Origin of the sequence: Marinigracilibium pacificum, from assembly GCF_012926615.1 — a bacterium.
GTDB classification, from domain to species: domain Bacteria; phylum Bacteroidota; class Bacteroidia; order Cytophagales; family Cyclobacteriaceae; genus Mangrovivirga; species Mangrovivirga pacifica.
Genome location: NZ_JABBNU010000013.1, coordinates 83,257 through 104,984, shown reverse-complemented (window position 1 = coordinate 104,984; position 21,728 = coordinate 83,257). Strand labels below are relative to the sequence as shown.

The 21,728-nt window shown below is 34.5% G+C and carries 14 protein-coding genes; 3 read left to right on the top strand and 11 right to left on the bottom strand.

Features of this window, described 5'->3' with window-relative positions; all coding sequences use genetic code 11:
* Positions 1-2: 2 nt before the first annotated feature.
* The 7 genes from HH304_RS18905 to HH304_RS18875 form a co-directional block, all read right to left on the bottom strand.
* Complete coding sequence (locus HH304_RS18905; RefSeq protein ID WP_169684853.1) at positions 3-2,129, bottom strand: fibronectin type III domain-containing protein; 2,127 nt, start codon at positions 2,127-2,129, stop codon at positions 3-5.
* Positions 2,130-2,131: 2 nt separating this feature from the next.
* Positions 2,132-6,532 (bottom strand): hypothetical protein, encoded by a 4,401-nt coding sequence (locus HH304_RS18900; RefSeq protein ID WP_169684852.1) that lies wholly within the window; start codon positions 6,530-6,532, stop codon positions 2,132-2,134.
* A gap of 38 nt (positions 6,533-6,570) precedes the next feature.
* On the bottom strand, positions 6,571-7,626 hold the full coding sequence (locus HH304_RS18895) for a hypothetical protein (protein WP_169684851.1): 1,056 nt from the start codon (positions 7,624-7,626) through the stop codon (positions 6,571-6,573).
* A gap of 2 nt (positions 7,627-7,628) precedes the next feature.
* Positions 7,629-8,549 carry a hypothetical protein gene (locus HH304_RS18890; protein WP_169684850.1) on the bottom strand — a complete coding sequence of 307 codons (921 nt, stop codon included), beginning with the start codon at positions 8,547-8,549 and terminating at the stop codon, positions 7,629-7,631.
* On the bottom strand, positions 8,549-10,387 hold the full coding sequence (locus tag HH304_RS18885) for a hypothetical protein (protein ID WP_169684849.1): 1,839 nt from the start codon (positions 10,385-10,387) through the stop codon (positions 8,549-8,551). Before HH304_RS18885 ends, HH304_RS18890 begins: the two co-directional genes overlap by 1 nt.
* Positions 10,388-10,398: 11 nt before the next feature.
* Complete coding sequence (locus HH304_RS18880; protein ID WP_169684848.1) at positions 10,399-14,601, bottom strand: T9SS type A sorting domain-containing protein; 4,203 nt, start codon at positions 14,599-14,601, stop codon at positions 10,399-10,401.
* Between the two features lie 265 nt (positions 14,602-14,866).
* Positions 14,867-15,289 carry a hypothetical protein gene (locus HH304_RS18875; protein ID WP_169684847.1) on the bottom strand — a complete coding sequence of 141 codons (423 nt, stop codon included), beginning with the start codon at positions 15,287-15,289 and terminating at the stop codon, positions 14,867-14,869.
* Positions 15,290-15,623: 334 nt separating this feature from the next.
* Between HH304_RS18875 and HH304_RS18870 the strand changes: the two genes are divergently transcribed.
* Positions 15,624-16,607 carry an energy transducer TonB gene (locus HH304_RS18870; RefSeq protein ID WP_169684846.1) on the top strand — a complete coding sequence of 328 codons (984 nt, stop codon included), beginning with the start codon at positions 15,624-15,626 and terminating at the stop codon, positions 16,605-16,607.
* A gap of 59 nt (positions 16,608-16,666) precedes the next feature.
* On the top strand, positions 16,667-17,167 hold the full coding sequence (locus tag HH304_RS18865; protein WP_169684845.1) for a hypothetical protein: 501 nt from the start codon (positions 16,667-16,669) through the stop codon (positions 17,165-17,167).
* 73 nt (positions 17,168-17,240) lie between these two features.
* Here the strand turns inward: HH304_RS18865 and HH304_RS18860 are convergent, their stop codons facing one another.
* On the bottom strand, positions 17,241-17,462 hold the full coding sequence (locus tag HH304_RS18860; protein WP_169684844.1) for a hypothetical protein: 222 nt from the start codon (positions 17,460-17,462) through the stop codon (positions 17,241-17,243).
* Positions 17,463-17,531: 69 nt separating this feature from the next.
* Entirely contained in the window at positions 17,532-18,584 is a 1,053-nt protein-coding gene (locus tag HH304_RS18855; RefSeq protein WP_169684843.1) for a serine protease, read from the bottom strand.
* 559 nt (positions 18,585-19,143) lie between these two features.
* Here HH304_RS18855 and HH304_RS18850 point away from each other — a divergent pair.
* Positions 19,144-20,067, top strand: coding sequence for an ion channel (locus HH304_RS18850; RefSeq protein ID WP_169684842.1), 924 nt, complete (start codon positions 19,144-19,146; stop codon positions 20,065-20,067).
* On the opposite strand, the gene HH304_RS18845 is transcribed toward HH304_RS18850, so the two are convergent.
* Both HH304_RS18845 and HH304_RS18840 read right to left on the bottom strand, forming a co-directional pair.
* Positions 20,064-20,984: an NAD-dependent epimerase/dehydratase family protein gene (locus HH304_RS18845; protein WP_169684841.1), complete on the bottom strand. Its 921-nt coding sequence runs from the start codon at positions 20,982-20,984 to the stop codon at positions 20,064-20,066. The genes HH304_RS18850 and HH304_RS18845 overlap by 4 nt on opposite strands.
* A 23-nt stretch (positions 20,985-21,007) precedes the next feature.
* Positions 21,008-21,664: a phosphoadenylyl-sulfate reductase gene (locus HH304_RS18840; protein WP_169684840.1), complete on the bottom strand. Its 657-nt coding sequence runs from the start codon at positions 21,662-21,664 to the stop codon at positions 21,008-21,010.
* Positions 21,665-21,728 lie beyond the last annotated feature (64 nt).

Sequence of the window (21,728 nt, the reverse complement as noted above, 5' to 3'; positions counted from 1 at the left end):
AATCAATATTTTACTTTCAATTCCTTACTAATCGGAAGCATGCTTCCATCTTTAAGCACCGGCTGAATACGGTATGTATAATTTGTGTTGATTATCAGATCACTGTCTTCCCACTTTCTTAATGTTCCGTCAAGTTTCTGATAAGTCGTCATGGCAAATCTGTCTGATCCACGATAAAGAATAAAGTGATCTACAGGTTTACCTTCGTATTTCCAGTTTAATATTATTTTCAATTGGTCACGATCAGCAGCACCTCTTTTCCAGTCAAATTCATCATCTTCAGACACAATATTTGAAGCAGTCCTGATCGAAATCGGTTTTGTTTCTCCTTTCAGGCCAGCATCATCAATTGCAGCAATCACATACTGATATCTGGTATTTGCTTTTACTTTATTATCAAGGTATGAATAACTGCCACTGCCATTTTCTACTTCGATAGTATCGGCAAAAATTTCATTCCCATTTACCTGTCTTGAAATCCTGTGCATTACTACATCTTTAGCTGAGCTTGGAACAAACGTCAGGTGAACGCCCTTGCTATCTGCAGAATAATTGGATATCACCGGTGCTGATGGTGCTATTACGTCCGGACGTTGAAGTTTTATTGGCTCACTATAATCTGAATTATTGTAAACATGATCAACAGCAACAATCCAGTAATAAATATCTTCATGAAGGGTATTCATAGTAACGGTATCTACAAAGACCGTATCATAATGCATCTGTGGAGTTACAAGGCTAGGTTCGTCAGAAACATAATTTGCCTGATATACTTTATAAGCGATTACATCAACCTCCGGATTTGGTTTCCAGGCTATTGTTACTACTCCCGAAGAATCAATTTCTGCTTTAACGCCTATCGGCTTTACAGGAGGAATATTATCTTCCAGCACTCCAACTGCGGGTAATGAAATTGAAGTCTCTCCTTCTGAAGTTACTGCTTCTATAAAGTAATAGTTAATTCGCTGTGGCGATTCATCAACATATACGCCATCTTTTGCAGGTATTGGCTTAGAGTTTAATTTTACTTTATAATCACCCTCATCATTTTGACTTCTATAAATATTCAGGTGTTTAGCTTTATCAATCAAAGTTTCCGGAATTGTCCACTCTATCCTTGCTTTTGAATTATTAATTACCTGAACGCTTTTTATAGAAGCTACATTTCCTGATATAACCGGAAATCCAAACCCTTCTTTAACTTCTGTCCATTTACCATTTTCACCAAATGGAGTCTTACCTCTCATCCGATAATAAACCATTTTTCTATTTTCTCTTAAGCTATCAATGTAAAGAGCCATTCTGGAATCCTGATTTTCATTAACCACGCTAACATAGTTTGTTGAATCAACTCTGAAAAAATCAGTTCCATTATATGATTTCTGAATTTCGTAGCTTGTAAAAAATGTGCCACTTATTTCGGCATTCCAACTTAAGAATGCTGTTTTGTCTGCAAACTCCACGTTAAAATCAAGTGGTGCCGGTAAGGTTACAAATTCATTTCTATCTACTCTGGTCGCTGCAGGTTCGGGAGTAATACCAGATTGCCCCGGGTCAGCGAGCTTAATTCTGTAAACATATATCTTACCTTTATCAACTGACTTATCTACAAATGCAAGCCCCATTGCCTGGGCTACTTCATAATCTTGATCTGCAACATAAAGTCCAAATGCATGTCTGTTTTCCTGGTCAGTTGCCATATCGAGCATTTGCATCATGTCAGAACTTGGAGTACTCAGGTTAAATGACTCACCATACAAAGTTTGAAAAGCAATTGCCGCATTGGCGTCATTGTTTGCAAACTCAGTCCATTTTTGTTCCGGCCATGGCTGAATAGGCTCGTTACTTAATAATTTAATTGCCTGGTCAGCTTTAATATTGCCTTGATTATCCAATTCGAAGCGCTCGAGAATATAACCATGCCTTTTCCCCAGTTCAAACATGATGTGGTTTGCCGGAGCCCATCTTAGTCTGACCTGATTTGATTCATTTCTGGCAATCAATGCGATACTATAGTTGCTATTTTGTGCAACCAAACCAAATGGGTTACCAATAAACATAATCCAAATAAAGGTCAGGCTTACCAGTCTTTTCATATTCTGTAGTATGTTGTCCACTCCTTTTACCATCTCTACCACTTGATTTTAAATGTTTTTGTTGACGTAACCTTTCCTGTTCCCGGCAATACATATTTCATTTTGAAACCATACTCGGAACCAGTATAAATATTTTCATAGGTCACTTTTAATAATGAAGGATAGCTAGTTGAAGGTTTATAATTTGCCATTAAGTAATTGTAAATCTTATTATAATCCTGATTTACATAGAATGGCAGATCATAAATATATCCTGTAATACCTCCAATGCTACCTGATGTCGATTCAAATGATGACTCAGTTAGTACCGGATATTGATCTTGATATACAAAGACACTTTTTACAGGTGGAATACCCAGTTCTTCAGCAGGACTTCTAAATGTGTTAATATTAGCTGTTAAACTACTTCCATATTTAGGGTAAGGATCATAAATCTTTGGCAAGACAAAATTATTCATCCATGGGTTATCAGCTAATCCTTCGATTTCTATCAATCGAGTGTATCTTATGCCATCTGAACCACCCTTTTCAAATCTTCCAAATACCTCATCAGAGGTAGTACGATATCCTAATCTGATAACATTGTAGTCTTGAAGTATTCTTCCAATTGATTCCTCGCTAGAAAGGTTGTTCATTTTATCAACAAAAGTATTGAAACGGCTGGTACGGAATCTTAATGAGTAAATTTCCTTTTCACCCGGACCAATTATTACACCTGCCAGTTTATTATTAGAAGTAGAAACTTCGCCTCCAATTTCACCATCAGAATATACTTGTTTATCGTCTCTTATTACATTTCCTTCAGAAAGATAATTTTGAGCAGGTTTTCTGACTATCACCATTTTATAGGCTGTTGCATTTAATAGGTTATCAGGAATAGACAGTCTAATAATGCCTCTATTTTCAGGGCTATAAGTAATGCCTACTTCCTTACGATCAAATCCATCTGCTGAAGCAAACACTGCGCTATAATTCCATTTAACTCCGTCAATCTCTTCAGCAAACACCGCATCTTGAGCCATATTCAATTGGATATACGCCTGTCCATATTCATCCTGATAGAAGTTATACATGTTATTTACAGGATATGCGTATTTCACATTGCTTTCAGGAATATAATCCGGTGCTTCTCCGGTCACAAAACTTATTTCTTCTTCCTCAAAAGCTAATTGATCACCAAACTTCAAGTCAGTCCAACTTCCATTTTTACGATGTTGCCAAACAACCTTAACTTTCATCTTGTATTTTGCTTTTCCTTCAAGCACGCTTTCTTGTAAGAAGGTTGCAACATCCTTTCTTTCATTCCACTTGATATCACCAGAGACAACTGATCCGTCAGGAGCAATCAATTCAATTTTATCAAGTCTGATTTTGTATGCATTGAGCTCTGTATCGGTTAGCATCTCAAATTTTGTATTGATTTGAGTATTAAATGCAACCTGAGGAGAAGAAAATACGCTCACATCTTCACCATCTGGTTTCATATCACTGATTACTTTAACACCGTTAAGAGCACCGCCTACAATTTCACATCGTTCTCCCACTTCAACTTTAAAGCGACAATTTCCTTTCACCAGGCCACCGAGAATACTAAACTCACCTCCTACTACACCTTGCATCCAAACCGGGTTTGGCAATCTGGCCTGAAGCACCACAGCAGCACCAATTCTAAGGATTTCAAACTCACCTTTAAACCATCTTTTATCCACAAATACACCAATACTTCCCGATACATAAGCCCAGGCTTGTCCTGTAGCATACCAACCATTTATACCGATTGGTTCAGTACTGCCCGAGCATCTTGCAGCAGGGCCATAGTCTTTGATCATCACATCAAACCCCAGGCCTAAAGCAAAGCTTCCATAGAAAATCGCAAATTCCTGTCGGCCAGTATTTACATCAATTGCCGCACCAAAGGCCAAACCACCGCCTGAAGCCAACTGATTTAAGTCTCTCCCAAGACTCATATCTATATCTCCAATAATCTTAGTTACGTTTGAAGGCAACTCAGGAAAATCAGAAATCACAGTTCCTGCCATAAAGTATGATGTTGCCTTGGCCAGCCCCATAAAGTTTAGACCAATTGGCTGCTCTGGTGTACCGGCATGAATATACCAGTCTTGCGGATCACTATGGATAATTAATGAACCTGCAAGATAATTTTCATTGACACCAATAATTTTTTCTTCTACATTGACAAATAGGCTAACATTAGAATGGAATGTTTTTGTAGGATTATCATAAACCATCATCAATGAAGCATATAATGGAGAACCTCCACTTCTATCATTAATATCAGTTAACAGATAGCCATCACCTTCAAGAAGTACATAGCGTAATCCTCCTGATTCATTGAAGGCCATTTCAAAAGTTGCATCTGCATTAAATGCCTTGGAATTAGCGGTCAGACCAAGCGTAGTCATAAACTTCGCTCCGATACCAATCTCCTTATTAGGAATATATTTGGCTCCGGAAAGTGATTGTCCAACTTGTACGGAGTCTGGCATATCGAAACTTCCATATTTACCCAAATTGGCAACGGCTTGGTTTTCCATATGATAATATAGTCCACCACCAAAGCCAAAGAACCCTATCGGACCACCAACTGGTTTAGGCAATCTCACATTACAATCAATATACCAGTACCTCAGTCCTTCTACTCTTCCAAATTGAGCAGTTGCTTTAGCTGCTAACGATGGTTCAACTGTTAAATCAACAAAACCTCTGATACCATCACCATATACTTTGTCCTTTCTATAAATGCTTAACTCACCTTTTGCAGTAAATGCTCCTGTCGCTACATTTATATAAATATTATTAACCTGAGCCCTCTTAAGTTTCCATTTCTGAACTTCTTTTTCTCCTTCACTATTAACCTCTCCTCCTTCAATATCAGTTTCAACCCCAATATTCGCTCTTGCAGCAAATCCTTTATCTGACTTATTCATCAGGTTAACTGAAGCATCAATATTAAGCTTTACAGATTGCTGGTTGTTGACAAATGAAACGCTGTGAAGTGTAATCGGGAAAGTTCCAATACTGTTACTTTCATCCCCACTTTCACCTCCAAGGTTAAATGTACCTCCTAACAAATATGGTTTTTCAGATACTAAGTGGAGATTCTGAAATTCAAGCTCTTTGACTTCGGCCTCATCCATGCTTAAATTATAAGCTCCATGAAGCATTGCCTGAGCTTTAAATTCGCCATTAACTTTTTCAAGTGTAATTGATGAATTAGGTGCTAATTTCATTCTTCCAGATAATGCACCAACCTGGATTTCTTCCATGGTTTTTATTTGGAATAGATAATCAAGTTTATCGTCAGCACCACGAGCAAGCAAAGCGGTGTATTCCATAGACTTGGCTTCTTCATCCATTATCGGAAGCTTAATATCTCCTTTCATTGCAGCACCTTTAACTGCTCCCATCATAAAGGATACACCTACAGAATCAATAGTAAATGCCCATCCGGCTATATTTCCTTTATCTTCCTTTTGAATAATATTTGCTGCACCGAAATTTCCTGTAAGACCATGCCTGTCAATTATCATTGATGTGGCATCTAGTCTTTTCCTATCCATTCCTTTCGTTAATTCTCCCGGAAGCCTGACTGTGAGGGATTTCAGGAAAAACCCTTTCCATAATTGAGGCATGGCTCCATAAATATCCATGTACTCCTGTGGCATAATCATGTCTGACGAGTTTTTTTCCTCACTCATGTCAAACACAGCATTGGTTACTGCAAAACTAAACCCAGGCATTTCTTTTGGTTGAAACGGAGGCAAGTTAACATCTATCAAAAAGTCATTCCAATCAGACATAAATATCTCAAAAGAGGTTTCGACATATTTATCATTGATAATATTACCATTTTGATCTTCAGGTAACATCAGGTCTCTGCTAAACCGCACCTTCCCAAAAAGATTTACACCTTGAAAGCCATTGCAATCCCAGCTTACGTATGTTTTTTGATTTGAACCATTTAGCTCTAAAGTGGCATGATTTCCTATTTTCACACTATGGTCACTAACCAAATACAGCTTAGCCATATCAGAGGTAGTTAAACCTCCAGGGGTAAATTCAATTCTACTCGCTCTGAAAGCTAATTTCTGAGTAGAATTCGGGACATCTAATGAAACGAAAGCGCTAAAATATGCCCCTGTAGGAGTAAATACTGCACTATCAATTAATACGATATACTCTTGATTACCCACTTCATGGTAAATTCCGATTGGTAATCTACCCAAATCACTTTCTGAAAAATTATCCGTCGTTAGCCCTTCTCCTAATACTTTTTCGTGCAAGCCATGGATATATGCTATCAATGAATCTTCAGAAGCTAATGCCCCTGTTGGAGTTTCATTTTCATTCTCCTGGCCTGATAAAGCAATCGAAGAAAAAATAAACAGTATAAAAAATTTTATAATATGCTTCATTTAAAAAATTTTAATCGCCCTGAATCAAATCATGGTAATTATTGCTTATAATATTCTACCTCCAAATATTGTTTTTTCCTGTTTTTGAGATCTTTAACCAGACTAATTGTCGATTCAAAATCAGTCCCCATCAATTTGCTGATTAATGGATCTGAAGTCAAAATATCTAAAGCTTCATCATACTCTTCTTTAAGGATAAAACAAATACCTTTCATAGCTTTAACCGAGGCTAAAAACTCATTTGCTTCTATTTTACCATTATTCTTTAGTGGTTTAGTTTCGAGCTCACTATATATCTTATATGCTTTTGCTAAACTATCATTACTTACATTATAGTTATTGGCGTCATCTTTAAGTTCTCTTGCATAAAACTTAACAGCTTCATAGGCTTGATTAAATAAAACCACATTTTCAGACCCACTACTTTTTTTATCCTTTATATAAAAAAATGCATTACGCTGATATTCAAAGGCAATACAAAATTGGCTAATCAGCTCTTTACCAAACTTTTCTAATTGCTGATTAACTAAATATCCTCCCTTTCTACTAAGCCAATCATTTTTTATATTGCTAAAGCTTGAGGCCAATGCGGATGAAGACGAATACCCATTTGTTCCATCATCAGGAAATGTAAAATTATATTCATCAAAACCATCGATTACAATTTTTTCATATATAACAGTACCCTCATTATCAAGGAGTCGATATTTAACTGGTGTAGTTATTTTAACCTTATACGAATATTTTTTTACTGTCTTCTTATTATCCCCGCTTCCAGTAACTAGGGCTGTTTGTTCTAGTTCGGTAGAAAGTAACCTTGGAGAAGCTATCTTGACTTCTGAAATGACATCAGCCTTTGAAGCATCCTCCACAAATTGAAGTCCTTCCAAACCAATTAGATTTTTCAGGTTGCTATTCATATGCAAATTCTCCTCAGGAAAGGAATATTTAATAGCATAAGTTTTAGCATTTCGCAGGTCGTCTTTTAACGGATACTTCCTTACTCTGAAATACTCCCCGTCAACTTTTAATTTTTGAGCATTTGATGCTATTCCTGAAAGCAACAATATCGATAGTATAAAAATCTTCTTCATAATTAAAAAATTGAACGATCTATACTGAAACTATCTTTTACTGAATCAGCCCAAATAATCAATTCATTCAATGCTGATTCATAATCGTTTACCAAAATCAAATTACCATCATGTTCTATCGGGTAATCTTTTATGTAGGCTGCCATATCTTCCATTAGCGGATAACCACACTGAATTGGAACCTTTCCGGATTCGCGATAATATGAACAGCGTTTTTCGGCGACCTTAAGTTGATTAAAAAGCCATTGATATACCTTAGTATTCCTGGTATACAATAAGTCAGGTACTAATTCATGATAAACATTCGAGTTTAGGGAATTGATATTCGCAATTTGAATTATTTTATCAGTTGCTTCAGTAACATTTAGCCTGCTTGCTGCCAATAATGCCGACCATTTAATCTTTTGAGCATTACCCTCTTCGCTATAAATATTAATCAGAGCACCTTTTGTTTGATCATTACCGTAATAACCTGCAAGCTTGATAAGTCTGTTATCCTTTTGCCATACTAAGTCTGTTGAAAACCTGTTATTAAAAATTTGTCTGAAATTTTGATCAATAACTGATGCAGGCACCAAACTCAGTGAGCGATATAAAGCACCGTCCGAAATTAAAGAAGATGTATCTTCTACAATTAAAATTAAATTCTGGGCTGACCTGTATACAATTGCTTCATTCGTAGAATTAGCACAAATTTTACCCAGTAAAGAAACCTTAGTTTCTAATAAAGACTGAACCGTATCAACAGGATAGTTTATTATTTCATTCAATTGAGCATTATTCAATTGGGCATAATCATCCTTCTTTAAGTATGGCATTTGTTCACCTCTGGCAGCAGCATCCAACACTACCTTAAATGGATTTTGACCATTTACAGTAAGATGAACTAATATATATATTGTTATGATATAAAATCTTTTCATTAGAATGATATATTGTAAGTAATTCTAATTGTTAATTCTCTGTATTTTGAATTTTCTCCAAAAACCTGCTTTCTTGAAACATAACCACCCGAAAGTGACAAACTTTGCCTCAGGTTTAATTTTCTTTCTTTCGGCTCAATATCCTTTGGTTTTACTTTTTCCTCCTTTTTCACTAATTCAGCAGGAAGAGCTGCGCCGGTTGTTTCTGAATATACTACCTTTTTCTTATTAGGCTTTATCTGCTTTTGTTCACTACTTTCCGAATCTTCTTCTTTAGCCTTTAGCATAAAAAGTTTTTCCGGAGTTATGCGAACATTAAACCTGGCACTAAAAATTTCAGAGCTAATCTGACTGTTCTGATATTGTCTTTGAGATGTAATTGACAAGGTATTTCTCAGGGCACCTTTAAGCATACTATTTGAAACTGACAATACAGGCCCTTGGGTTTCTGTATTAATCAAATTCATTTCATTTCTATTGTAATTATATCCCAAACCACCTGTAAGCTTTAGTGGTCTGAAGTTAACCCGGTAATTTGCATTGGCTGTGTAAAAATCACTTCCATTACCAGTATCTTCATCATTTTGAAGATCTTTGATTTTTTGAACACTTCCGGTAAACATTACCATATGTGTTAAATCATCCTGACCAAAATTATAGTTTAATGATCCTTGTGAACTGTTATTAACCTGATAAAAGTTTAATGTATCTAACTCATTTTCAATAAAAGGATCTATTTCCGGTCTTATATTAGTGAAAGTGCTAAAATTTGAATAGCTGACATTACCATTCCAGTTTTGAGTTGGGTTAAATTGAATATTTATAGCGCTAACCCATCTTTCAGTCTGATTAACCCGATCATTTTCAAGATTATTCCTTTGTTTACCCACATTACCTGTAATATTAGCTTTGCCATTAAATAAATTAACACCTCCGCTAATGGTGATATTTTCAAGATCATTATTGAAAAAATATGCCCCATAAGAACGGTAGCCAGGATCTATTCGCTCATAATTCAATTGTAAGGAGTATTTCTGCTGATTATAAGCAACAGAGGCCTTATAGGCACTAAATTCTTCTTTGCGGTTTATCGATACATTAGAAGAATTCTCCGTAGTATCTTTAACATTACCTGAAGTTGTAAAAATACTTCTTGCATATTCTACATGAAGAGACACATCAGGTAATAATCTTTGTGTGGTACCTCCCTGGAAAACCCAGTTTTTTTGCGGTAAAAGTTCCGGATTCCAGAATGATTTATCCAAACTATTTTCTACATCATAACCATGAAAGACACTGAAATTATAATCACCTTTTTCAGTAGAGTAACCTAATTTCACACCTCCACCGTATCGTTCAAAGTCACCATTTCCATAACTAGTTGAATCTGGTTCAATCGCTTTTTGAAATCGACCATACATTACAGAAGCAGAGAATTTGCCAGGGGAAAACTCCGCACCAGCTCCTAAAAAGAGATGTCCATTTAATGAATATGGACTAAAGCTCATACTTTGATTTCCCAGGTATAGCCTTACCCATTTATAATATGGATTTAAGGAAAATTGATTAAACGGTTGCCTGAAGTTCACCTGACGATTAGTGTAGTTGAAAGTGAACGGAATATTCCAGCCGTAAATACTCAAACCAAGATTCCCTGATAAATACATAGTATTTGGATCTCTTCGTTGGGGGCCTCCCAGACTATTATAGTAAATATTTGAGAAGTTTAGACCACCAGAAACTTTGACAGGTTCAGTTTTACCGATCTGTCCTAAGTCTTGTGCAACTAAATAATTCCCAAAGGATATTATAAAAAATAAAATAAAAAATGCTCTCATTAGTTGATAACCTATTCCTTGATAACCTTTATTGCTATCTGATCTGTTTTAGTTTCTATAATTAAAAAGTATATATCAGGTTCTAAAGTCGACAGATCAATTTCTCTTGCAAAAACCCCAGATACTTGTTGGTTGAAATTTTGAATATTTGTTCCATTCAAATCATAAAGTCTTAGGTTTAAAAAATCTTCCTGATATGATTCACCTTCGATTTTTAAAATTGTATTAACAGGGTTTGGATACACTTTTAGTACTTTTAACCCCATTTCCCCTAATACATATCTGCCTTCTTCTGTAGCTAATTCTTCCGGAGTTAATACCGTAAAGTATTTAATTCGCTCACCAAAACAACCTTCAGCAAATGCAGTAAATCTTAACCAGTATTCTCCTACCGCACTTGGTGCTAATATCAAATTATCGCCATTATCTTCAATAACCTCAATTCCTTGAGGAAGATACCAGTTGATTGAATCCGGCTTTGGATTAGAAATATCTACGATTACAAGAGAATCTTCAGTACTAATCTTCGAGGCCATCAGGAAATTAACTTTGAAATCAAGTTCTGATGTTTCTACAGACACGGTATCGTACAGTATACAATCAGCAGATTGATCAACTTTAATAAAATACTCACCAGCCTCAGACAATAACACTTCGGATCCTGAAACAATACTACCATCGGGTAATGTCCAGGTATAAGTTGCTGCAGGATCAAATGCGATTGGATCAAGAGTGAGTTGCTGATCCTTGCAGAGTTTTACAAAATCTATAACATCAATATTTGATGGCTCTGAAAGGGAGACAGTATCATATTTTATACACCCTTCGGCATCTTCTAATAAGATTATATACTCTCCTGCTGTTAACCCATCTATCATAGATCCAGGTAATACATTTCCATTAACTGAATAAGTATATGGTGAAACACCTCCATTTGAGGTTATATTAATTTGACCATCATTCGCATTAAAACAGCTTATATCTAGAGCTGTGATATTTGTTTCAATTGGCGGATTTAATGAATTAATAGTTATCGTTTCACTTAACAAACAACTATTAGCATCAACTACATCAATTATATGATCACCTTGACCTAAACCTGTTTTATTAATTATTTCGTTTGAAGGTGTTATATTTTCACCATTAACCATATAATTATAACTTGGTACACCGCCAGAAACTGAAAATGTTATTTCACCATTATCTATACCGAAACATTTAACATCAACTGTTTCTAATGAAGCTAACACTAGTGGAGCAGGTTCTGAAAGTAATACTGTGTCTTTTAAGGTACAGTTATACTGGTCAATAATTTCAATGATATGTTGTCCGGCACTTAATCCGGCAAGACTTCCGGTTGATTGAACTGTGCCAAGCACAGCAGTTTTAAAAGTATATTCTCCTGAAGGACCTGACTGTCCACCAGAAACTGTGTAATCAATAGTTCCAGAGTTTTCTCCGGCACAGGCAATCTCAAATCCATTAAAGTCTTGTAAGTTTCGCTGGAATGTTAGTGCTGAAGAAGCCTCCTTAACTTCTAATGAATTTTGAGTCTGCAAAATACAATTACCTTCATCAGTAACACGCACATCATATAAACCTCCAGGTAATTCTAAGGTTGAATCTAATGGCTTAAAGGCAGTCTCTGGTTCATTAGCTGTTTTAAACTGATAATTATATCCACCCCAGCCTCCTGATGCTAATACATTTAAGCTACCATCATTAAAACCAAAACAAGATACAGGCAACGCTTCAAGTTGATCGAAGAGTAATTGGGAAGGGTTAATGATAGTTATTGTTTCTGAAACCTTATCACAATTATTTCCATCTGTAACAATTAGTCGATAATCAGCAGCATATAAATTTTGGATTTCAGAATTGTTAATTCCCATTGGAGATTCAACACCAGCATTGGTTCTCAACCAATTATAACTAAAGTTTTCAGCACCACCGGAAACACTTGCTGTAATTCGGGCATCATCATCACCAAAGCAAGTAATGCTATCTATGTCCAATGCTATAGAAATTTCAGCTGGTTCATAAATATTAAAAGAAGGCGAAACCTCTGTTTGGTCAGAGCAATAATTATTTTCATTTTTAAGAATAATCCTGTAATCACCACCTGACAAACCGGAAATCAGGCTATTATCATTAGAAACGAATAAATTTCCTGCTGTCAGATCGGTCACTTCAAATTTATAATCTAATGATCCTCCTGAAGCTTGGATTTCAATAAATCCATCAGCCAAACCAAAACAAGAAACACTATCAAAGTCAATGATATCAGCAGTTAATGGAGTTGCAGGTTTTAAATCAAAAGCTTCTGTAACAGTAGCACATTGAGGGTTTTTAGCATCGTAAATAGTATATTCATACTGTCCGGCATCTAGAGATTCATAAAGCTTACTATTAGCTTGAGTGTAACTTGAATCAATTACATTACCAAGAGAGTTTTTTAACACTACAGCATACTCAAAACTTCCATTTTGAATAGAAGATATATTGATCTTTCCATCTTTTTCATTGAAGCATGTAAGATCAACAGAAGAAGCAGATGAGGTTATGTCTTCTGGTTCGAAAATGTTGATAGTATTATTAATTTTAGAACCGCACTTATCCTGAATTAATAAATCATAAGTTCCCCCAGACAGGTTTGCAATATCAAAATTCCTATTATAATCTTCATATATAATTGAATCAGAATACCCACAATCCTCATATAACATATTCGTTTTAGGATCTACTAGCCAGGAACATTGCCAAACCTGTACAGTATCAATAGGGTATTGACCTAATAAATCAACTTCTTCACTATGTAGCAAGGTCCCGGCTTTTGAAAAACTATAGGTATAGCTCTCCCATGAGCCTCCTGTAAATCCAACATCAATACTGGCGTCTTGCATTGAATTACAGGTTACCGAATCAAAACTCAGGTATGAAATTTCAGGGGAAGTAACGGTTTCTATCGATACTTGTTGAGTTTGATCAGGATTGTAACAAAACCCTCTAGAACCTCCTCCATTTGTAACATAGACCGTATTATTGCCTAATTTTAGATCATTTATTATATTTTCATTAATTCCATTTAACTCAACAGTCTTAATATCTGATTTAATAAACCCAATGGTATCACTTGCATTTAATTGAAGACTTTGCCCATCTGGCAATACCCAGGCAACATAAGTGTTATTTACGGTAGGTTTAGTTACCTGAACTTCAATACCTCCTCCTCCTTTTAATGAATCAGCACAAGCATCTCCTAACTTGGTAATATTAAACTCAGGTCCTTGAGGTGATAACATAAATGTACCTACATTAATTTCATATCTTTTACCCACTGTTCCACCATGTAATTCGGCCTTAATTGTTATTATTGCATTTTCAGAAATTGATTCTCCCAAATCTGAAAACATATCTTTGATTAATTGCGAATTAACTTTAATCAATTGACCCGATTGTGGATAAAATTGAGTTAAATCAATTGTTTTAAATTCATTATAAACAATCCTGTCTTCATAAATTGTTTGCGGATAAGAACAACAAGCTGCTGGTTCCTGTCCAATATCTTCCAGATATCCAGGGTCACATTTTTTTATTTCATCACCACAATAATCAGGATTATCAATTGGCACCTTTGTCGTTTGACCATTAATATTGTAAATATACTTTATTCCTAACCCTACATAATTAGGTGATAAAAGTTCATTCCTAATACTTAATGATTCATTTAAGCAATAATTAGATTGACTTCCATCCAGAGAAACCTTTGGTTCAGGAATTTGATAAAAGAAATTATAAGTTATGCTAGCCGTATTGGATATATATACTAGTTCAGTAGAAACTGTACCTTGGTTAGTTTGTAAAGGAGGTAATTCTCTTAAATCAATATAATCTACAAACTCTATAGTATTATCACTTGAACAACCTAAAACAGCACTGGTTAACAAAACTAATTTTACTTCAATTACATTATCAGTATTACCCCTTTTTAAAACATTCAAATTAAATGGAACATTATCTGTCAATGATTGTGTTTGTTGAAAAACAATTTCTCCATCAACATAAAGGTTTATTCCAAAAATAGCTGAAGGACCAAAACATTCTGAATTAACAGTTAATTCTTTAAATGTTAAACTATATGGATAATCCTGAGAATAAAGATTGAAAAAGGTTATTAAAGATAATACAATATTGAAAAAATATTTTTTTCTCATTTTAATATGTTGATATCCTAGTTAAAAAAATTGATTGCTCAAAAGATTCACAAATCTAGAAATATTAAATAATTAATCAAAAAAAATACAACTGTAATTATTTGTAACACTGCACTTTATCGGAATAATACAAAGTGCAATTTCAACTTCATATATTAACTACCTCCATTCCTATTTTTCGCAAAAAAAAATACAATAAAAAAGGTTTGAGAAGTAATCTCAAACCTTTTCTAATTATCTTAAATTAAAATATTTTGAATGAATATTAATTCTCAGCAACAAAAACTACATATTCATCACAAGCATCTCCCTCTGATTTACTATCAAAATAAATTGTTAATTTATCCCCTTCTATCTTGTATTTGAATTTCTCTCCATCAGCATAAATATAAGTTCCATCACTTTCATATGGTAACCCCGGACCGTCATCTACAGTAGCTTGACCATTCTCCACAAATTCATGAATTATTGTACTCTGAGTAAAAGTTAGATTTTGACAGAATCCATCAGAACATCCTGTATCATCAATCTCGTTTAATTCTGGATCATCACAATTTTCGGAAACCATTTTTGATTCAATCCATTTTGTACCTATCAAAGGTGAATTTACAACCTCTTCATTACCACATGAGGCAAGACCAAATACAAACAGACATGCAAAAATTAAAAAATAGCTTTTCTTTAACATAGTGTAAAATTTTTAAAAAATTAAAATATTCAAATGAGGTATTAAAAATATGCACCTCAATTAATAAGTGCCAAAAATACAGAAAGTTATATTTAATCAAAATGAAATCTTAGTCGGTGTATTATAATTAAAAAATCACCTGAAACATGACTAGCAATAAAAAAACCAGATCAGTCTTTACCATTGAATAATACGATTAATAACAAACCGGACTTTTACTATCTAAATTTGTTCAATTTCTCCAGATACACTAGTTTTAAAGTTTCAACCATATTTTTCTATCACCAAAATACTTAACACTGTTTAATCAGGAATAATCTACCAATCTAAAAACATGAGAACTCTTCTTTTACTTTTAACTGTACTTACTTTTACCGGTTTTTCTCAATCAAAAAAACAAAAGGTTCAATTAATAGACGCAGAAACTAATGCGCCAATTGCCGATGCCATTTTTCTATTTAATAATGGTAATAAACCTAAAATAAGTGATGAATCAGGATTTGCAACTTTCAGAATGGATTCTTATGATATCATCACCATATCACATATCCAATATGGTAACAATATTGTAAGCTATGAGAAAAATGCCCCTGATCAAATCAAACTCAAAAAGAAATCTTATAACCTCGGAAGTTTAGATTTTAACCTAATTGATAAAACTACAAATAGCATTGATCCAAAGGATATATGGAATGAAATATCTGTATTTCAAAACTCTGCAATGTATAAAAGTGACATCAATCAATTTTACATTGATATCAACAATAAATTAAAAGAGAAAAGCTATTTTAATAAGCTAGGAGAGGAATTTAGCTACCTTATCACTTTTTCTATCGATACAGAAGGGAATATCGAAAACTTGCTGGTTAATGACAGGGAACCTAAAAATGAAGATGAAAAACTCATCAAAGAAATGGTTCTATCCTTAGACAACTGGTCTCCTGCTTTCCAAAACGAAAAAAAATACAGCCAGAATTTTTATTTCAAAATAGAAAATAAGATTCGTGAACTCGAGGATGAAATTTTAAGCCCATACCCACAAGGAGGAATAGATACCTTTTACCAATACATTTCACAAAACATGGTCTACCCCCCGGCAGCAAGAAGAATGGGAATACAAGGTAGAGTATATGTAGCCTTTGTAATAGATACCAATGGTAAGGCGATCAATCATAGAGTTTTGAGAGGTATTGGGGCAGGATGTGACGAAGAAGCAATTAGAGTACTTCAAAGTTCTCCCTATTGGATTCCGGGACAAAAGGATGATAAACCAACTAAAGTAGAAATAACAATTCCATTAGTTTTCACCTTGAATTAAAGCCTAATCAATATTTAATTTTCAGGTTACAATATTCAAAAAACAATATCTATTGGTTAATGAGATACTTACCTATAATAATTCTAACAATTCTTACTATTGGTATTTTCTCCTTTCAGGATTCTTCGCTTAAGAAATATCATAATAAGTCTAATAAATATATCTGTTACTACCCTTCTTTCATGAGTATGGGTCCTCCTTCACAGTCTGGAGATGGAAGAAATTTTTATAACTCTGATTCATCTTTTACTCTTGGTATCTATCGAACTACAAATTTTAACGGATATGAAGAAGCCTATAAATCAAGAAAAAACTACTTTGAAAATGACGGTGGGAAAATCACCTATAAAGTATTCAAAGAAAACTGGTATGTAATCTCCGGTTTATACCCAGACTCAACAATTTATTATGCCAAGCAAATAAACAGACCTAATGATGAACATCAATTCGAAGCTGTTTTTATAGTACTAAGATACCCTTATTCGGAAAGAGAAAAATATAATAAGTATTGCTCGATTATTCCTGAATCACTTGAATTTGTAGGTTTAGAGGAACAATAGCTGAATAATCACTTCAAAATTGAGGTCTGCCAATAGAATATTGAATCAAATTTACGGCACTATTTTAATGGTATTATTCTATTCCATCTTCAGCCATAAACTGACCGGTATTTTCAACTACAATTGCATATCCGTCAAGTTCTTTAGGTAGCTTACTTTGCACTTCGTCGTTAGAAATGAAGACTGTAATACAATCTTTTCCATTTTTTAGTCCTTGTGCTACTCCTTCAACACCATCAATGTTATCTACCCAGCTTGATGCTTTGGCCAGAGCTTTTTCTATATCATTTGCCATAATATTTTTATCATTTAAAACAGGTCAGAATACTGAAGAAGTATTCTGACCCATACAATTATAAACAGACTATTTTTCGCTTAATCTAATTTTCAGTAATGACTGAACAAATAAGATATTATTCACTATCGTTCTGGTGCTAGAGCCGGCAAATAGCAGACCTACAGCATTTTCTTCACGATCCATAATTAAACTACCAGAATCTCCGGGAGCACTCATTCTACTTGTTACTATTTGTTTACAGAATTTTGCTACTCGACCACTACCGTAGTTAACATTTACTGTTGCATTTATATTAGTGATTTTTCCGGTAGTAAACCCTGTGGTACGACCTGTTTTTTGAACAATCTCACCTATTTTTGGTGCATCATATAGCTTTTTAACACATCCCTGCCAATAGATTTCTCTATCGAGATCCTGAAAATTACCTTCTCCAATAGCAGCATCAACATAATTATATGGCTGACTTGTGGAAGTGATAAATTTAATTGGAATATATCTGCTCAATCTGGCAATCACATCCCTTGGATAAGTACCACCATCAACTCTTCCCGGCTGAAGAATTGGATCTCCGATTCGACAATTGTTTGAGTTAGCAATAACGTGGTTATTACTTAACAAATAATATTTAGATGGTATTCCAGGAAAAGGAGTAAGGTCATAACAACAAGTTGCAATTGTCCCGGCTGTAACTTTATAATGACCACAACTATAGCCTCCCTTGGCTGGTCTGATTCTATTTTTTAAGTTTGAAGCTGCTCCAGCCTGAATAACATCCTCAAGAATATCCTCCTGTTGTCCAACATGATTATCCACATCCACAGATACCTCAACACCAGTATTTGGATCAATAAAACCTGCGAAAACCTCCCCGATCTCCACAACATCCGTTTTTACGCCATTATATTCTTTTTGAATAACCTGACTTGAAGTAAGTGAGTCTTCCGGTAGCTTCTGGTCAACAAAGACTGTCATTACCTGGTCACTTTCTTTTTCAATTCCATTTTTGATTTTGTTTCCTAAGGCTACACCAACAACATTTTCCATGTTTAATAAATCTGATTCAACCTCAGATTGTACCTCAGTCATCATTTTCAAAGACTCTCCATTAAATTTAGCCATGATAAGTAGTTTTTAGGTCTACATACTTCAATTGCCTGCCAAATTGAATATTCAACCGGTTATAAAAGGATTTAGAGAGGTGAAATACAGGCAGTTAAACCAACTGCGTTATATTGAAGTTGATAATTTCATTATTCAAAAGATTAATCATTAATTATCTATATTGATTATCTTTTTTACAACAATTCAAATTTCTAGATTAGGCACTAGTTGACGCTCTTATGAGGTGATGCATAAAGGTAGTAAACAGTAATATTTAAGTCAATACCCAAGATTCGGCATTTTTCAACCCTTCAAAAAATGATCTCCCTAACAATCTTAAGCCTAAATAATCTATTAAATCATAAACAATCAGTCAAAAAATCTGACTATTTGGTTAACAATAGAAAATTGATTTGAATATTCTTTATGAATATGATATTTATGACAAATAATCTATTAAATGTATAGTCATAATTAAACAAAATTTTTTTTAGAGTTAGTTTACCTCTTGACTTACTCCAGCTTTTACCTTGCTATTGAGAGTTATTCAGAATAAATTTGATTAACACAAAATTTTATGGCTTTAAACAAACGCAGAGATCCGGGAACAGGAACTAACCCTCAATTTCGAGCAGGTAGAACCATTAATAAAGATGGTAGTTTCAATGTAAAGCGTCTGGGCAGAACTTATATACTTATTAGCACTTTTGAATGGTTGATCAATTTAAAATGGTCAGTTTTCTTTCTTATGCTAATTCTAGGTTACTCCTTTATTAACTTAATCTTTGCCTTAATTTACTTATATATTGGCGTTGACCATATTGGAGGTACTGATACGCTAACCACTACCAATCCTTTATTAATTGCTTATTTCTTTAGTTTTCAAACCTTTACAACCGTTGGATATGGAGCCCTGCATCCAGTTGGGTTGACAACGAATATCATTGCAAGTTTTGAAGCGTTTTTGGGGTTCATGATGTTTGCTATTGCCACAGGTCTTCTGTATAGTCGGTTTTCGCGTCCAAAGGCTAAAATTCTATTCAGTAAAAATGCTTTAATTGTTGATAAGGATAACAAACGAATGCTTCAATTTAGAATTGGCAATCTCAAAAATAATGCTTTAATGGAGGCTCAAATTGAAGTGATAATGCAAAAAAAAGAAACAGGCCCCAATGGACCTGTTTTCAATTTTTATAACTTAAAACTCGAGAGAAAATACATTTTATTTTTCCCACTTAACTGGACCATCGTGCATGAAATAGATCAGGATAGTCCCTTATATGGGTATGATATTTCAAATAAGGAAAACTTTGAATTTGAAATACTTATACATTTCAAAGCTTTTGATGACACCTATAGTGAGCATGTTCACCAACGATTCTCTTACACTTCTGATGAAGTAGAGTTTGGTTGTAGATTTGTACCCACTTACTATACTGATAAACATGGTCATACAATATTTGATTTAAACAAAATCAGTCAATATACACATGTTAATTAAAATGAAAACCGATCTTTAAAATCTATCAGTTCTTCCCTCAAAGATCTGTTATTTGTATAATCAATATGGTTTCTAAGCGAAGACTCAGAGGACACCCTCAATTCCCTTAACGTCAAATGCTGGTTGATAAATAAATACTCAAGATCAGGATATATTTCCTTAACTACATCAACCAAGTCCAAAACAGACAAATTCCTGTCTACTACATTATAAGTCCCTTTTTCAACATCATTCACAGCAATTTCTTCCAATACTTTAGTAAGTAGATCAACATGAATAAATGCCCTACCCTGTTTTCCATTACCATGAATAGTAATTCTACCATTGCAATTGGCTTCAAACATAAATCTGTTTATTACTGCATCAAATCTCATTGACTTGTTATATCCATATACGTTTCCACATCTCAGAATATAGGTATCCATTTTATCAACCAGTCTTTGGACGTGCTCCTCTCCTCTCATTTTAGAAATCCCATAAAAGGTTCGTGGATTAGGAATTGTCTTTTCTGTAACTTCCTTTTTAGAAGAGCCATATACGGAAGTACTACCAGCATAAATCAGCTTTTTAACACTACTTTCTTCTAAAGCATAAACAAGTTCTGCGGTACCCCAGTGATTGACTTGCTCAAAAATATGCGGATCAGAATTAGCAAATGGGGTAGTTACTTTTGCTGCAAGGTGATAAACAATATCAACCCCAACAAGAGCTTTCTTCAAGCTTCTTGAGTCAAGTAAATCACCCTGAATAAATTTCAGTTTTTCCTTGTTTGCATAAGTATGGCCTAGAAAAAAATTATAATTCTGCTTAGATAAATTATCGTAAATTATTACTTCATCAACATCATTTCTTTCCATTAATGAAGAAGTCAGTGCCGACCCAATATAGCCTGCACCACCTGTTATTAGTATTCGCATGGTATAGTATGGTAATTATAGATTTATTTTTTAACGAGCTCAGTATGTAGTCCACACTCAACTTTTTTCATGCCGAACCATCTCGATTCTCTTTCGTGCATTTCAGGATCTGGTTTTCTGGTACATGGTTCGCATCCGATACTACTGTAGCCTTTTGCATCTAATGGATGCCTTGGAAGGTCATGTTCTTTGATATATGCAAAAATATCCCGCATTGACCAATCAAGCATAGGATGAAATCGAATTGCCCCTGAAGGTGCCGGCTGCTCTACCGTCATCGCCTTTCTTACTGCAGATTGATCTCCTCTTACACCGTTTATCCAAACATCATACTCCAATAGAAGTGGCTCCATAGGCTGTACCTTGTTCAAATAGCAGCAATGATCAGGATCACTGGTAAACAACAACCGTCCATTAGCATCTTTTTGCATTATTTTGGGAGTTGTCGACTTGATATCTATTACATTCAAACCAAATTCATTTGCTATTTGGTCCCTGAAACTTAATGTCTCCGGAAAGTGATAACCAGTATTAATGAAAAATACAGGAATAGTATTATCAATTCGACTGATCATGTGAAGCATCACTAAACTGTGAGTTTGAAAACTAGAAGAGGTAAATATCTTCTTGTTTTGATGCTTGTATAGATCTATTTTGGAACTAAATTCTTCGAAAGTCAAAATTTCCTCCTATTAAAGTTTGGTTTACAAATATACAATTTTGAAAAATAATGAATCACTTTAT